Here is a 15,083-nt window from a genome sequence, read left to right as displayed (position 1 = left end):
GATGGTCGGGACGATACTGGTAACCGGGTTCGGGACGTTTCCCGGTGTCGCAACCAACCCGAGCGAGGCTTTGATCGAACGGCTCCGCGCGAACCCGCCCGAACTGGCGTCTCCCTTCCACGCGGTCTTCTGCGTGCTTCCCGTCATCTGGACCATGCTGGAGGAGGACCTGCCGCGCCTGTACGCGACCCATGCGCCGGATGCGATCATCCATTTCGGCGTTGCCGGCCGACGGCGCATGATCTCGATCGAGACGCGCGCGCGTAATATCGCCTCGACGCAGCGCGCGGATGCGGCCGGCTTCTGCTATCCGCACAAGCTGCTGGACCCGGATGGTCCTCGCTGCCGGCCAGCGACCGTTCCGGCAGGAACCCTGATCGAGGCCGTCCACAAGGCCGGCTTGCCGGTGCGTACCTCCCGCGATGCCGGCGACTACGTGTGCAACGCCACACTCTGGTCCAGCCTTGCGGCGGGCTTTGCGTCGACCTTCGTTCACGTGCCGCAGGTGGGCGAGCGAACCAGCATCGGGATTGACGATCTGGAGCGCGTGGGCCGCACCATCGTGGAAGAGGTTGCCGGGCGGCTGGCCCGCTGAGACCCCGCCGACGGGCTGCCGCTTTACTGAGACATGCCGGTGAAAAGGGCCGCCCCCTCGCACCGCGCCCCTACCCCGCCTTGCGCCATGCGTCGTTGGCGCAGGCGAGCTGTATCCGGTTGCGGCCGCTGGACTTGGCGGCATAGAGCGCTTCGTCGCCGCGCTGCAGGATCTCGCCGCGAGACCGCCCGCATTCGGGATAGACCGCGACGCCTGCGCTGATGGTTACGGAGAATTCGTTGCCATCGTTATCGACGAACGGCACGCGAGAGACCGCCTCGCGCAATCGCTCGGCGACCGTCAGGCCAGTCTCTCGCCCCTCGTCCGGCAGGCAGACGACGAATTCCTCGCCGCCCAACCGGGCGGAAAAGTCGCCGGCGCGCAGGCAGTTGCGGATCGTGTCGGAAACAGCGACCAGGACATCGTCACCGACCGCGTGTCCATGACTGTCGTTGACCTTCTTGAAATGATCGACATCGACCATGATGATCGCCAATTCGCGATTTGCGACTTCCGCCTGCTGGAGGTGGCGGTCGAAGCGGGGATCGAACCCGCGCCGGTTCAGCATGCCGGTCAGCGGATCGCGCTCGGTCAGCGAGGACAGGTGCGCGTGGGTCTGCTCGATGTTCGCCGCCATGTCGTTGAAGGCATCGGCGAGCGCACCGATCTCGTCGCGACGGTTCACGCCGGTGCGCGCGGAATAGTCGCCGCTGCGAAAATCGGCAATCGAACCGACAATACCGTTGACCGGATCGACCACGTAGCGCGCCAGCCTGATATTCACATACATGATGAACATGATGACCATCAGGCCGATGGATATCGTCAGGCCGTAGACGCGTTGGCTGGAACGCCGCCCCTCGTCGAGACGCGCGTTCACGTCGTTCGACACAACCGCGATCATGTCCTCGATACGCGCGCTGAGGAGTGAGATGCCGGAATCGAAGGCCTGCAGGTCGGCGGTGGCGACCCCGCCCGGCACATCGTCGATCGCGGCGAGGCGCAGCGCCAGCCCGTTATCAGCCGGTTCCGAGCCTGAAGCGCCCCCGTCCGGCAACGCTTCGCCGAGCGCAGGGGCCCGCGTATCGGTGATCCGCAGGTCACTTCGCAATGGGGTGGACGAATCTCTCCGGCCGATCAGAGCACGCGCCTGCTCACGAACCTCAAGCCAGCGGGCATAGACATGATAGGTCTGCTCCTGCACCGCCGGCCATTCTCCGACAGCGCGGCGCACCGCCGCAAAACTGTGACTGACATCGCTGAACGAGGATGCCAGATCGCCGTCGTCGGGAGACGTTCGGGCCAGGTCTTGCGCAGACGCAAGCCGGGTCTGGACAATCAGCGCGGCACGCAGCACCGATACCTGCAGACTGCGCATGGCGCTGGTGGCCTGCACGTAATAGGGAACCTTCGCGACGTCGCGGCTCAGCGGCAGGTATCCCCACAGCGAATTCGACAGGAACACCACCAGCAGCGGCAGAACCACAGCAGCTCCGGCTATCTCGAAACTGCGTCTGAGTTTTCCCGAAGACGTTCGCGTCACTTGTCCATCCCGCTTCCATTGCATCGCGAGACACCGATGCGACCCGCGAGAGCCAATAAGGCGACTCGCTTCTAAGGTCGCGTGAAGCGAACCCGTAAAATTGAAAGCATTTCCAAAACAAAAGGAGACCGACGGATTTGCGCGGGACGCAAGTGTTTGCGCGCAGTCATTTCTGTCAATTTCGAATGGCTTAACCTTGCCATAACGAAAGGCACCGGGCCCAAGGCCGGCTGCCTCTTGCCATCGATGCAAAGCGTGGTTACCTCCCCTTCCATGGAAAAGACAAAGATGCCTCCGCGGGCTGAAAAGCGCCTCTCCGCCGCCGTGCACCACGGCATCACGAAATCCGACGACTATGCCTGGCTGAGAGCCGACAACTGGCAGGAGGTGATGCGCGACCCGGGCTTGCTCGCCGCCGACATCCGCTCCTATCTGGAAGCGGAGAACGCCTACACCGATACGGCGATGACCGATACGCAGGCGTTGCAGGAAACCCTGTTCGAAGAGCTGAGAGGCCGCATCAAGCAGGACGACTCCTCCGTGCCCGCGCCCGACGGCCCCTATGCCTATGCCACGCGCTACGAGGAAGGCGCCCAGCACCCGATGGTGGTGCGCACACCGCGCGAGGGCGGCGAGGAAACCGTTCTTCTCGATGCCAACGAACTGGCCAGGGACAAGGCCTATTTCCGGCTTGCCGGTGTCGATCATTCAACCGACCACAAGCTCGTCGCCTGGTCGAGCGACGAAGCGGGCTCAGAGTTTTTCACCCTGCGCGTGCGCGATGCGGCGACCGGCAAGGATCTTTCGGACGAGATCCCCGAGACGAGCGGCGGCACGGTCTGGGCCAATGACGGCGCGACGCTGTTCTACGTCTGGCTCGATGCCAATCACCGGCCCTGCAAGGTCTTCCGCCACACCGTGGGCACATCGCGGGAGGCAGACGTGTGCGTGTACGAGGAAAAGGACCCCGGATTCTTCGTCGGCGTCGGAAAGACCCAGTCGGGCAAGTACATCGCCATCGACATCCACGATCACGAGACGTCGGAGTGCTGGCTGATCGACGCGGACGAGCCGACCGGTGCACCGAAGCTCGCCGCCCCGCGCAAGACCGGCGAGGAATATGACATCGAGCATCGCGGCGACACGTTCTACATCCTCACCAACGCCAATGGTGCCCCGGACTTCAAGATCGTCACCGCGCCCGCCGATGCGCCGGGCCGCGAGAACTGGAACGATCTCGTTGCGCACACACCGGGACGGCTGATCCTCTCGCTGACGCTCTACGAAAACCACATGGTGCGGCTGGAACGGGAAAACTCGCTGCCGCGCATCGTCATCAGCCGGCTGGCGGACGGCATCGAGCACGAGATCGCCTTCGGCGAGGAAGCCTATTCGCTGGGGGCCGGGGGCGGCTACGAGTTCGACACCACCTTGTTGCGCTTCTCCTATTCCTCGATGACGACGCCGACGCGGGTCTACGACTACGACATGGACACTCGCGAACGCACGCTTCGCAAGGAGCAGGAGGTGCCGTCCGGCCACAACCCGGACGATTACGTCACGCGCCGGGTGATGGCGACGGCGGACGACGGTGAAAAAGTGCCCGTCACCCTGCTGTACGGCAAGGACACGCCGCTCAACGGCACCGCGCCGTGCCTTCTCTACGGCTACGGCTCCTACGGCATTTCGATCCCGGCGAGCTTCTCGACCAACGCGCTGTCGCTGGTCGATCGCGGCTTCGTCTATGCGGTCGCGCATATCCGCGGCGGCAAGGACAAGGGCTTTGCCTGGTACGCGGACGGGCGGCGCGAGCGCAAGCTGAACACCTTCACCGATTTCATCGCCGCCGGCGAGCATCTGGCGAAGGAGAGGTTCACCGCACGCGGCAAGATCATCGCGCAGGGCGGATCGGCCGGAGGCATGCTGATGGGCGTCGTCGCCAACCGTACGCCGGATCTCTTCGCCGGCATCATCGCCGAGGTTCCCTTCGTCGACGTGCTTTCGACCATGCTCGACGACACGTTGCCGCTGACCCCGCCGGAATGGCCGGAATGGGGCAACCCGATCGCGGACGAGACGGCCTATCGCTACATCGCCGCTTATTCGCCGATCGACAATGTGACGGCGCAGGACTACCCGGCGATCCTCGCCGTGGGCGGGCTGACCGATCCGCGCGTGACCTACTGGGAACCGGCCAAGTGGGTGGCGACGCTTCGCGAAAGGAAGACCAACGACAATCTGCTGCTGTTGAAGACCAACATGGACGCCGGACACGGCGGGGCGTCGGGCCGCTTCGACCGGCTGAAGGAAGTAGCCTTCAACTGGGCGTTCGCGCTGAAGATCGCGGGCAAGGCGTAAGGCACCGGATGCGGCCTGCCTTCGGGCGGGCCGCCTTGCGGCGGTTTTTCGAGCCATGATCGGAACAAGTCGCTCACGCTCGTGACCTGACCGTCCCGTCAATCGTCAAACATCGCGCCCGCAACTCACAGCGAGGCCATATAGGTCGGCAGGTGGGAGAGATCCGGCACGACGATGATCTTGTTGACCTTGCCGGACTTGAAGGCGGCGAGGAAGCGCTCGTAGTGCTTGAAGACCAGGCAGCCGTTCGAACCGTTGGTGCCGCGCAGCATATAGGTGTGGGCGAGGATGCCGTCGCGGCCCTTCATCGCCGAACGGTTCGTCGGCAGCATGCGGATGGCTTCCACGCCGTGGAAACGTGCCTCTCGCATGCGCAAATTGTAGATATTGGGCGGCGTCGGGCCGACCATGCGACGGTCGGTGAAGTGCGGATCGTCCTTCATGTGACCGAGGCCGGAATGGGCTTCGAGCTTGCGGCCGTCGGGCATGTAGACGGTGGCGGCCTTGATGTCGTAGACGGCGATGCCGCTGCCATGGCCCGGCAGAGCCGTGGCGTCGGACCTGAACACCTTCTTCAGCCCGCTGAAAACGCCGCCCTCGTCATCCTCGGGATCCTCGGCCCGCGCATAGGCAAGCACCGTGGGTTTGCCGCCGCTCCGGCCAGCGGTGCGGTTTCGCGGCACATCGGGCCGGCGGTTCGGGACCGGCGCGATCTCGGGCAGCAGTTCGGCAACCGTCGGCGCCTTCTCAACCTCCACCTCGACCTCTGCCTCGGCGACGGTCGCACCGGAAGCCTCCGCCTCGATCGACGGCTTCGGCTCGGGCTCCTCGGAGACGGGAGCCTCGGGGCGGGAAAGAGGAATTTCCAGGACAACCTCGTCGTCACCCGGATCCTCTTCGAGAGAGGCGAGCTGGATGGGGGCCTCTTCAGGCGCGTCGCCGACATCCTCGCCGCGTGCGGCCAGCAGCCGGCGGGTAAGAACCCGCTTGGCGAGTTCCGCGGCCAGTGCGATCTCCGCCGCCTTCTGGATGGAAAGCGGCCGTGCGGTCTGGGCGCTTTCCTCACTCACGCGCTCGGACAGGCTCTCGAAGCGGGCGGACGTGTCGCTGTCGACCTCAAGGCGGGCAGACTTCGCCCGCGCGGCGCGGTCGCGGCCTGCCAGAACGGCGGGGGACACGCTCGCGGAACGATAGCCCGGCGTCGGCGTTATTATCGATGAAAAGGTCCGCGCATCCGCACTCATCCGGTGCTCGGAGGAAACCGACACGAAGGTCATCGCCGCGCCCGAAAGGGTGAGCGCAAAGGCGAGCCCCGCGAATGCGACGCAGGCGACGGCAAGTCCGGCGCGCGGCGCGCGAAGGTGCGCGTGCGCTTGCCCCTCGGGTAGACCGGACGGCTTATTACTCAAAAACATGCGGGTCCAGACTGGCATATCTGGCGGCCGTACGGTGCCGCTTACTCGATACTGAACACCGGCAGCGGCAACTCCGCTGAGCCGGGTGTTTCGGCTGACTACGGCAACGACTGTCAGATATCTTGGTAACCAAGACGTTTACACGCCCTTTGCATTTTCAAACCAAAAGCGTGAAAAAGTGGCGGTTTTCCGGCCATTTCCCGACAGAAGCGCGATTCGAATAAATTGGTTACCAGACTTGCGGAAACAGGGTGGCTCGCATCAACAAGGTCCGATGCGGTAGCGCGTTGAGCAGCGGGCAGAAATCCATCTGAGCGAACACGCCCCGCCGTCGTTCCGGTGGACGACCGTGCGGCAAGAAACCGCTCCCGATCACCCGGCTCTATTGCACCGGTTTCGCCCTTGGGGCCTCGCCGTCGCTCTCCACCAGTTCGAAACGCAGCAGCAGCGTGCGTTGCAGGATCGAGCGGTTGTCGTCGGAAATCACCGTCAGCAACACGCGGCCGGCCTCGTCCACGTCGACCGAGAGACCTTCCATATTGTCGATCTGATAGGAGAGATCGGCTTCCACAAGCACCTTGCCTTCAAGGCCATCGGCGCCCTTGAGCCTTGCGGCGGGAAACCGGCGGATGCGCATGCCCACCCCTTGCGCCAGATTGAAGCGCCGCTCCAGCAGCAATAGATCGCCACCGGGCAGAAAGGCGGCATCCGTCGCGGCGTAGTTGTCGCTTGACAGCAGCGAGAACGATACCCGCTTGCCGTGCGCGTCGAAGATCCAGCCCGGCAGCCGGTCGTCCCTCAGCTTGTCCAGTTCACCGATGGCGACGGTGGAACCTGCCAGCGGGCCGGTGGTGGCATAGGCCAGCGCTTCCAGCCCCCGGTTGGAGCCCAGATGACGACGGATATCGCCCGGCAGGGGAAACTGGCCGGTATCCGGCAGGGCCGTCTCGTCGTGATACGCATAGATGCGCGGGACGCCCTCGAAGGAGACGAGATAGTCGTTGCCGCCACCGGCGCGCGGGCGCAGCGCCAGGCCTTCGCTATCCGCCTCCGACTTGCGGATCATCGGGTTGCCGGCCTTGTCCAGCATCGGCGCGACCCAGGCCTTGCCGATGCCGACCGGCGCGCCATTCCCGTCGATATCCAGATCGAACGAAAACCACAGGCCATTGTCGGAGATGGAGAGCATGCGGCGGCCGCCGTCGAGCCCCTCAAGCCCTGAAAGCCCGCCCATATGCGGATTGGGCGAGGACAGCACGCCGCCGCCAAGCCATTTCAGCGCACCAAAGCGCGTGCGCTCATGATCGCGCAGCTTGAAGGAGGGGAGCGGCTCGAAGCGCATCTGCAGATCGTGCCGGCCGGGCGCAAGCGTCGTGCGATCCTTGGCAAGGACCGGACCCGCGAAGACAATGAGCCATGCCGCGGCCAGTGCCGCAGCCCACCCGGCACCGGCACGGCGCGATGATGCCGCGGACCTTGCGCCCGCAACACCCCTCACGCTCACGCGCGCCTGCGATGACTGCCGCGTCCGCCATGACGTCCGCCATGGGCGGGCATTTCCTCGAAGAGTTCGGCGAGCTGCTCGGTCATCGCGCCGGCCAGTTCCTCCGCATCGACGATTGTTACCGCACGGCGATAATATCGCGTCACGTCGTGGCCGATGCCGATGGCGATCAGTTCCACCGGCGAGCGCGTCTCGATCGCCTCGATGACGTGGCGCAGATGCCGCTCCAGATAGTTGCCCGGATTGACCGAGAGCGTGCTGTCATCGACCGGCGCACCATCGGAGATCACCATCAGGATGCGGCGCTGCTCGGGCCGCCCGAGAAGCCGCGTGTGCGCCCATTCAAGCGCCTCGCCGTCGATGTTCTCCTTCAACAGTCCCTCGCGCATCATCAGACCGAGATTGCGCCGGGAGCGCCGCCAGGGCGCATCCGCCGCCTTGTAGATGATGTGGCGCAGGTCGTTGAGGCGACCGGGCGTCGCCGGCTTGCCGGCGCCGAGCCATGCTTCGCGCGACTGCCCGCCCTTCCAGGCACGCGTCGTGAAGCCCAGGATCTCAACCTTCACGCCGCAGCGCTCCAGCGTGCGTGCCAGAATGTCCGCGCAAGCCGCCGCAACGGTGATCGGACGTCCGCGCATGGAACCCGAATTGTCCAGCAGCAGCGTGACGATGGTGTCGCGGAAGTTGGTGTCCTTCTCCTGCTTGAAGGCCAGCGGCTGCATCGGATCGATGACGAGGCGCGGCAGGCGGGCCGGATCGAGGATGCCCTCTTCCAGATCGAAATCCCAGGACCGATTCTGCTGCGCCATCAACCGGCGTTGCAGACGGTTCGCGAGCCGCGAGACGGCGCCCTGAAGGTTGACGAGCTGCTTGTCGAGAAAGGCGCGCAGACGGTCGAGTTCGGCCGCCTCGCACAGGTCCTCCGCCAGCACGGTTTCGTCGAACCGGGCGGTGAAGACCTTGTAATCGGATTGCGGCTGGTTGCTGAGCGGCTGGTCGGGGCGCTGCGCCTCGCCCGCATCCTCGGCCTCCGCATCGCCCTCCTGATCCTGGAAATCGTCGGCATAGGTGTCGCCCGCTTCACTTTCGCCGGTCTGCTCCTCCGAACCGGGTACCTCGCTTTCCTGGGCTTCGGCGCTGTCCTCGCCCTCCATCTCTTCGCTTTCACCCGACGAGCTTTCGGAACTCTGGTCCTCGCCGCCTTCGGGCTGCTGGTCGTCGTCCTGATCCTCGTTCTCATCGCCGATATCCTCGGCAAGTTCGAGGGCCGCGAGCAGGGACCGCACGCCGGTGGCGAAGTCCTTCTGGTTGTCGATGCGCGACTGCAGGTTTTCAAGGGCGGTCGCGCCGCGATCCTCGATCCAGCTGCGCCATATGTCGACGACAGGAAGGGAGGAAACGGGCGGAGCCTTGCCGGTCAGCTTTTCGCGCACGATCAGCGCGACCGCATCCTCAAGCGGCGCCTCCGAGCGCTCGGTCACGTCGGCATAGCCCGCGCGCACGTATCGCTCGTCCAGCATGGCGGAAAGATTGTCCGCGACCCCTGACATGCGGCGCGCGCCGATGGATTCGCAGCGCGCCTGTTCCACCGCCTCGTAGACGGCACGCGCCTCCTGACCTTCCGGGGCGTACTGACGATGCACCTTGGCATCGTGACAGGCCAGACGCAGGGCCATCGCATCACCCTGGCCGCGGGTGACCGCCAGATCATGTGCGCTCGGCTTGCGCGGAAGCTCCGCCAGCCGCGCCTTCTGCCCGGCGAGCGAGGAGCGGTCGGAGGAGAAGACAACCTCCAGTTCCGCCTCGCCCGATATCGCGCGCATGGTTGCGCCGACCGCCCGCTTGAACGGTTCGTTCGCGTTTTCGCCCTTGCCACGTCCCGAATTCGACGCCATTGCCTGAAATCTCCGACCGGCGTTTACGACAGAACCACGTTGGCAGCGGAGTCCGGCAGGTCCTCGCCGAAGCAGCGCTGATAGAATTCCGCAACAACGGACCGTTCCATCTCGTCGCACTTGTTGAGGAAGGTGACGACGAAGGCGTAGCCGAGATCGCCAAAGATGTCGGCATTTTCCGCCCAGGTGATGACTGTACGCGGGCTCATCACGGTGGACAGATCGCCGTTGACGAAGGCGTTCCGGGTCATGTCGGCCATGCGCACCATTTTGGAGACGGTCTGTCGGCCTTCCTCGTTCTGGTAGTGCTTGGCCTTGGCCAGAACGATGTTCACCTCGTTGTCGTGCGGCAGGTAGTTCAGCGTGGCGACGATCGACCAGCGGTCCATCTGGGCCTGGTTGATCTGCTGGGTGCCGTGATAGAGGCCCGAGGTATCGCCCAGGCCCACCGTGTTGGCGGTGGCGAAGAGGCGGAAGGCGGGATGCGGACGGATGACGCGCGACTGGTCGAGCAGCGTCAGCCGGCCCGACGATTCCAGCACGCGCTGGATGACGAACATCACGTCCGGACGGCCGGCGTCGTATTCGTCGAAGACCAGCGCGACATTGTTCTGGTAGGCCCAGGGCAGGATGCCGTCGCGGAATTCGGTGACCTGCATGCCATCGCGCACGATGATGGCGTCCTTGCCGATCAGGTCGATGCGCGAGATGTGGCTGTCGAGGTTGACACGCACGCACGGCCAGTTGAGGCGGGCGGCGACCTGCTCGATATGGGTCGACTTGCCGGTGCCGTGATAGCCGGTGACCATGACGCGGCGGTTGCGGGCGAAACCGGCCAGGATCGCGAGCGTCGTGGCGCGATCGAAAATGTAATCCGGGTCGACTTCGGGAACGTGCTCGCTGGTTGCGGAATATGCGGGCACTTCCAGATCGCTCTCAATCCCGAAGACCTGGCGAACCGAAATCTTCATGTCGGGCATTTCGGCGCTTGTCGTTGTCTGGTCCGTCATCGGTCCTCCACATGCCCGTCTGTCGCGGGCTGGGGTCAAAGTCAAATGTTCGGAGCTCTCGTCCTGCGCAGGCGGGAGTGTGCGCGTACCGGGCTCGAGCGCCGTTCTGGTCGCCGTCCCTCATGAGGTCCGGCGCGCTCGCGCCCGCAGTTGAGGGCGGTGTTCGCCGCAGGTTAGGCCATGATCCGGAAAAGTTCCAGAGCCGGTGTGCACTGCGGGAACGGCTTTTGAGCGCTCCTTCGTCATACATTCGCCGCGATGGCGCAAAACCGCCTCAAAGCGGTGTGCCCAAACGCGGAACAGCACGCGCCAGCAAAGGATACACGCCCCGATTTGCCGCCGATTTCTGCCCCCGGCGCCTCCGTCCCGCAAGGCGTTTTCAGCACAAGCCCGACTGGCGGAGGATGTTGTAGGCCTGGATGATCTGGCGCAGGCGCTCCTCGGTCGAGCGGTCGCCGCCATTCGCGTCGGGGTGGAGTTGCTTCACCAGTTCCTTGTACCGCGCCTTGATGGCGGGACCATCGGCGGTCTCATCGAGATTGAGGGTTTCCAGCGAACGCTTTTCCAGCACCTTGACCTTGCGCCGGCGCGGCTGGGCACGGCGGGACTTGGCGTTGTCGTCGAAGAAATCGAACGGATCGTTCGCATCCGCATTCCAGGTACGACGGAAGGGCTTGCTTTCCTCGGGCTCCTTGTTGGTGCCCATCTTCCATGTCGGACGATGACCGGTCAGGGCGTCCTTCTGGTAGGCGCGCACCTGGGTGTCGTCCATGCCGTCGAAATAGTTGTAGCTCTTGTTGTAGAGGCGCACATGGTCGATGCAGAAATGCAGATACTGGCCTTCCGCGCCGCGTCCGCGCGGAGCCTTGTGCGTGCCGGGCCGGTCACACCCCTCCCACTGGCAGATCGGTGCCCGCTCGGCTTCCCGGCGCGCCTTGTCCGGCTTGATCCGTATGCTGTCGAAGATCTTCGAATCGAGTTTCATAACGACGAACTATGATCCAGTGACACAGGGCCGACGACCATGGCACAAGCTGGGCCGGGGGCGATACAGGAGCGCCCGGCACGAATCCTGCGAAGATAGTCGGGCGGTTCGCGTCAGGCTAGGGGGGACACACCCTAGATTGACAGGGTTACCAACAAGGGCATCAACCATGACGACAAAGGCGACAATCGAGGAAAAGCTCACCCGGGCCTTCTCTCCCACCGAACTCGGCGTGATCGACGAGTCGGACAGACATGCCGGCCATTCCGGCTGGAAGGAAGGGGGGGAAACACATTTCAGGATCGAGGTGGTGTCGAAGGCCTTCGCAGGCAAGTCCCGGGTGGAGGCACACCGCATGGTCAACGAGGTGCTGGCCGAGGAACTCAATAATGGGGTTCACGCGCTGGCGATCAAGACCCGGGCGGAGTAACGCGGGAATTTTCCGCAAAACGGTGCACAAAGATGGAGAACCCGCCGGACACCTCTCCCCGTGGGAGAGGTTGCGGGGCTGCCTTTGGGCAGGACCGGACACATCCAGGCGCGGACAAGTGTCCCGATCTGCCTACTCCCCCGCCTTCAAGACGTTGGCCAGCGACAGCAGCCGCAGCCTGGTGATCCGGTTCTTTTCCTTCTTCAGCACCGTGAAACGGAAGCCGTGGAAGGTGAAGGCCTGACGCTCTTCCGGGATCATCCGCGCCTCGTGAATGACCAGACCGGCGATCGTCGTCGCCTCCTCGTCGGGCAGCTCCCAGTCCATCGCCCGGTTCAGGTCGCGGATCGGCACCGAGCCGTCGACCACCACCGAGCCATCGGGTTGCGGGCGCACGCCCTGCACCACCACGTCATGCTCGTCGGAAATGTCGCCGACGATCTCCTCCAGAATGTCCTCCAGCGTCATCAGGCCCATCACCTCGCCGTACTCGTCGACGACGATGGCGAAATGGAACTTGCGCTTCAGGAAGGCATTGAGCTGGTCCTGCAGGGAGGTGGTATCGGGCACGAACCAGGGCGCGGTCGAGATCTGATCCATGTCGACGCGCGACATGTCTCCGCCCACTTCCTTCACCGCGCGCAGCACGTCCTTGGCATGGACGATGCCGATGATGTTGTCCGGGCTTTCGCGCCACAGCGGCAGGCGGGTATAGGGGCTCGCCAGCACCTGATCGACCAGATCGTCCGGCGTGTCGTCGGCGTTCAGCGTCTGCATGTTGGTGCGGTGGATCATGACGTCGGAGACTTCCAGCTCCGCCAGATCCAGCAGGCCGCCCAGCCGATCTCGGTCGGCCTTGATCAGACCGCCCTCCAGATGCTGGAGATCGACCGCGCCGCGCAATTCCTCGCGCGCCGACAGCACGTCCGCCCCCTCCTCCACCGACACGCCGAAGAGGCTCAGCAGCTTGCGCACCAGAATCTCGATCGCCGCGATCGGGGGACCGAACACGGCGACGCAGACCCGCACCACCGGCGAGACCGCGAGCGCGAAGCGATCGGGATCGCCGATCGCCCAGGTCTTGGGCAGCACCTCGGAAAAGATCAGCACCATCAGCGTCATCACCACCGTCGCATAGGCGACGCCGGCATCGCCTGCGAGCGAGAGGAACAACGAGGTCGCCAGCGCCGAGGCAAGGATGTTGACGAGGTTGTTGCCCAGCAGCAAGGCGCCGATGAGCCGTTCGCGAGAGGAAATGAGCTTGGCGACGATGACCGCGCGCTTGTCGCCGGACTTCTCCATCTGATGGATGCGGGCGCGCGAGGCGGCGGTGAGTGCCGTTTCCGAGCCCGAGAAGAAGGCAGAGAACACCAGCAGCACCAGGATAGCGACCAAAGTCAGCCAGAACTCGCCACCGAGCCCGGATATTACGCCAACCACACTTTCAATCTTGTCCAGCATCACACTCCGCCGCCGCTTCGCTCAAGAAACCCTTCCACGGCGGCCGGATCCACACCCTTCTCGATGAAGGACCGGCCGATCCCGCGCGTCAGGATAAAGGTGAGCGCGCCGCGCGAGACCTTCTTGTCCTGCGCAATATAGCGCATCAGTTCGGGAATACCGGGCAATTGCCCGGGAATATCAGACATATGGGTGGGCAGACCGACTATCGCCAGATGCCGCTCCACCCGCTCCGCATCCTCTGCAGGACACAGGCCCATCTCGGCGGAAAAGCGGTGCGCCAGAACGGTGCCGATGGAGACCCCTTCCCCATGCACCAGCAAAGCCCCGTCATAGCCGACACCGCGCTCCAGCGCATGGCCGAAAGTATGGCCGAGATTGAGCAGAGCGCGTACGCCGCCCTCGCGCTCATCCGCCGCCACCACGCGCGCCTTGGCCTCACAGGAATGGGCAACCGCCTCGATGCGCGCGGGGGCCCCTTCGAAGATACCGGCCCAGTTCTCCTCCAGCCAGACGAAGAAGTCGGGATCGTCTATCAGCCCGTACTTGGCGACCTCAGCATAGCCGGCGCGGAATTCGCGCGGGCTCAGCGTATCGAGCACGGCCGTGTCGGCCAGAACCAGCGCGGGCTGATTGAAGATGCCGACCAGGTTCTTGCCGTGGCGGGTATTGATGCCGGTCTTGCCGCCGACGGATGAGTCCACCTGGGCGAGCAGCGTCGTGGGCACCTGTACGAAGGGCATGCCGCGGCGCACGACGCCGGCGACGAAGCCGGCCAGATCGCCGATGACGCCGCCGCCCAGCGCCGCGACCACGTCGCCGCGTTCCAGACGGGAGGCGAGCAGCCGGTCGCACAAATCCTCAAAGATCGGGAACGATTTCGATGCCTCGCCCGGCTTGACCGGGAAGGTCTCGTGATCGAGGCCGGCGGCCTCCAGCGCGGCCTTGAAGGCCGGCAGATGAAGCTCGGCCACCGTCTCGTCGGTGATGATGGCGACACGGGCGCGAGGAAAGAGCGCGGCAATGCGCGCGCCGGCCTCCGAGATCAGGCCGTCGCCGATCACGATGTCGTAGCCGCGCGCGCCGAGATCGACCCGCACGGTACGGCGGGCACCCGTTTCGGCCGGAGACAGTGTCATCACGCCACCTTCTTTCATTTATTCATCATCGTTCTTGCGCATGTGGGCGTCGAGAGCGGAAACGACATCCGAGACGACCTGTTCATGCGGGACGTTGCGCGAATCCACCGCGACATCGGCCTGTGCATAGACCGGATCGCGCAGCGCCATCAGGCGCTTCAGGACACCGGCGGGGTCAGGCGTCTGCAGCAGCGGCCGGTTCGCTCGGCGGCTGACCCGTTCGAACAGGGTCTCGAAATCGGCCTTCAACCAGACCGAGATGCCCGATTCGGCGATGAGCTTGCGGGTTTCGGGGTTCATGAATGCGCCGCCGCCGGTTGCCAGCACCTGCGGCCCCTGGCCCAGCAGACGCGCGATCACGCGATGTTCGCCGGCGCGGAAATAAGGCTCGCCGTGTCGGGCGAAGATTTCCTGAATGGTGAGATTGGCGGCCAGCTCGATCTCGGTATCGGCATCGACGAAAGGCAGCTTCAGCCGGGCGGCCAGCAACCGGCCAACGCTGGACTTGCCGCAGCCCATCATGCCGACGAGCACGATCGTGCGCGCGCCCAGCCGGTCGCGTACCCCATCGGTGTCCGCATGCGCGGATCCCCGGCCCGAGGCCCCGGGATCCGCCACGTCAGCGTGGCCGTAATCCTTGTCACTCAACGCTTCGCAACCCTCAAGATCCCGTTCCCGCGCCGTTCTGGCGGGAAACGCCCTAGCTTTGAGCCTACGGCGTGGCGCTCTGTCAAGCATGCGTGCCGGC

At 64.7% G+C, this 15,083-nt stretch carries 12 protein-coding genes; 3 read left to right on the top strand and 9 right to left on the bottom strand.

All coding sequences use genetic code 11. The features are described from left to right. The first annotated feature begins 1 nt into the window (after position 1). Positions 2–595 carry a pyroglutamyl-peptidase I gene (locus C8N35_RS21575; protein WP_107991805.1) on the top strand — a complete coding sequence of 198 codons (594 nt, stop codon included), beginning with the start codon at positions 2–4 and terminating at the stop codon, positions 593–595. A 70-nt stretch (positions 596–665) separates the two neighbouring features. On the opposite strand, the gene C8N35_RS21570 is transcribed toward C8N35_RS21575, so the two are convergent. Further along, positions 666–2,138 (bottom strand): diguanylate cyclase, encoded by a 1,473-nt coding sequence (locus C8N35_RS21570; RefSeq protein ID WP_170122213.1) that lies wholly within the window; start codon positions 2,136–2,138, stop codon positions 666–668. A 288-nt stretch (positions 2,139–2,426) separates the two neighbouring features. On the opposite strand from C8N35_RS21570, the gene C8N35_RS21565 reads away from it, so the two are divergent. Beyond that, positions 2,427–4,496, top strand: coding sequence for a S9 family peptidase (locus C8N35_RS21565; RefSeq protein ID WP_245926916.1), 2,070 nt, complete (start codon positions 2,427–2,429; stop codon positions 4,494–4,496). A gap of 125 nt (positions 4,497–4,621) precedes the next feature. Here the strand turns inward: C8N35_RS21565 and C8N35_RS21560 are convergent, their stop codons facing one another. From C8N35_RS21560 to C8N35_RS21540, 5 genes are all read right to left on the bottom strand, one after another. Next, the gene (locus tag C8N35_RS21560; protein ID WP_245926913.1) at positions 4,622–5,911 is read right to left on the bottom strand and encodes a DUF2778 domain-containing protein; all 1,290 of its coding nucleotides are present in this window, start codon (positions 5,909–5,911) and stop codon (positions 4,622–4,624) included. 382 nt (positions 5,912–6,293) lie between these two features. Next, entirely contained in the window at positions 6,294–7,415 is a 1,122-nt protein-coding gene (locus C8N35_RS21555) for an esterase-like activity of phytase family protein (RefSeq protein ID WP_170122212.1), read from the bottom strand. Next, the gene (gene cobT, locus C8N35_RS21550; protein WP_107991800.1) at positions 7,412–9,310 is read right to left on the bottom strand and encodes a cobaltochelatase subunit CobT; all 1,899 of its coding nucleotides are present in this window, start codon (positions 9,308–9,310) and stop codon (positions 7,412–7,414) included. The genes C8N35_RS21555 and cobT overlap by 4 nt, the downstream gene beginning before the upstream one ends. A gap of 23 nt (positions 9,311–9,333) precedes the next feature. After that, a complete protein-coding gene (cobS, locus tag C8N35_RS21545) occupies positions 9,334–10,320 on the bottom strand; it encodes a cobaltochelatase subunit CobS (protein WP_107991799.1) in 987 nt (328 codons plus the stop codon). Between the two features lie 379 nt (positions 10,321–10,699). Further along, positions 10,700–11,305 carry a J domain-containing protein gene (locus tag C8N35_RS21540; protein ID WP_107991798.1) on the bottom strand — a complete coding sequence of 202 codons (606 nt, stop codon included), beginning with the start codon at positions 11,303–11,305 and terminating at the stop codon, positions 10,700–10,702. A gap of 169 nt (positions 11,306–11,474) precedes the next feature. Between C8N35_RS21540 and C8N35_RS21535 the strand changes: the two genes are divergently transcribed. After that, positions 11,475–11,735, top strand: a complete 261-nt coding sequence (locus C8N35_RS21535) for a BolA family protein (RefSeq protein WP_107991797.1) — start codon at positions 11,475–11,477, stop codon at positions 11,733–11,735. A 132-nt stretch (positions 11,736–11,867) separates the two neighbouring features. On the opposite strand, the gene C8N35_RS21530 is transcribed toward C8N35_RS21535, so the two are convergent. Genes C8N35_RS21530 through C8N35_RS21520 form a run of 3 tightly spaced genes read right to left on the bottom strand, consistent with a single transcriptional unit; the run spans position 11,868 to position 14,953 of the window. After that, positions 11,868–13,175 (bottom strand): HlyC/CorC family transporter, encoded by a 1,308-nt coding sequence (locus C8N35_RS21530; protein WP_428977134.1) that lies wholly within the window; start codon positions 13,173–13,175, stop codon positions 11,868–11,870. A 20-nt stretch (positions 13,176–13,195) separates the two neighbouring features. Continuing rightward, positions 13,196–14,335 (bottom strand): 3-dehydroquinate synthase, encoded by a 1,140-nt coding sequence (gene aroB / locus C8N35_RS21525; protein WP_107991834.1) that lies wholly within the window; start codon positions 14,333–14,335, stop codon positions 13,196–13,198. A gap of 18 nt (positions 14,336–14,353) precedes the next feature. Beyond that, the gene (locus C8N35_RS21520; protein ID WP_428977133.1) at positions 14,354–14,953 is read right to left on the bottom strand and encodes a shikimate kinase; all 600 of its coding nucleotides are present in this window, start codon (positions 14,951–14,953) and stop codon (positions 14,354–14,356) included. Positions 14,954–15,083: the final 130 nt, after the last annotated feature.

The organism is Breoghania corrubedonensis (assembly GCF_003053845.1).
Classification (GTDB): domain Bacteria; phylum Pseudomonadota; class Alphaproteobacteria; order Rhizobiales; family Stappiaceae; genus Breoghania; species Breoghania corrubedonensis.
This window is presented reverse-complemented; position numbering and strand designations above follow the sequence as displayed.